Raw genomic sequence first — 583 nt, forward strand, 5'->3', positions numbered from 1 at the left:
AGAAATTAGAACAACAGGATTAAAAAACCCCGGACTTCCCGTCCGGTTTTTTTATTCTGATTTGTCACATTTTATTTCACCTGGTTCCGCTCATTATCGGTCACAGTATTTTTGTTCACAGCACCTACTTCCCTATTCTTCAACTGCTCTTTAAATTCATTGATGATCCCACCTTTTAGGAGCACCTGGATTTGCCGGTCACTTAGGCTGTGTTTAGTCTGGATCTCTACTCTCTCACCATCTTTTTTACTGATGGAAACCTTAATATTATTCCGATTTTTAACGTCTTCCCTTATGTTGGTAAGGCTTACAGAATCACCTTGTTCAATTTTATCAAAGTCGGCAATGTCAATGAATTCCAAAGGTAGAATTCCGAAGTTTACCAGGTTTTGCCAGGCGATACGGGCATAAGAGTTAGCGATAACAGCAATCTGTCCCAGATATTTTGGAGCCAGTGCTGCATGTTCCCTACTTGAGCCTTGAGCATAATTGTCTTTAGCGACTACTATATGTCCTCCATGTTCCTCTTTCGCCTTTTGTGCTCTATCGTAGAAGGTATCATCTATTACAGAAAAAGAAAATT

Annotated in this window: 1 pseudogene; it reads right to left on the reverse strand. The window is 39.8% G+C overall.

From position 1 onward, the window contains the following. Positions 1–71: 71 nt before the first annotated feature. Positions 72–583, reverse strand: a pseudogene (locus tag HC175_RS16650) (aconitate hydratase); the annotation flags it as partial.

The organism is Salinimicrobium oceani, from assembly GCF_012037645.1.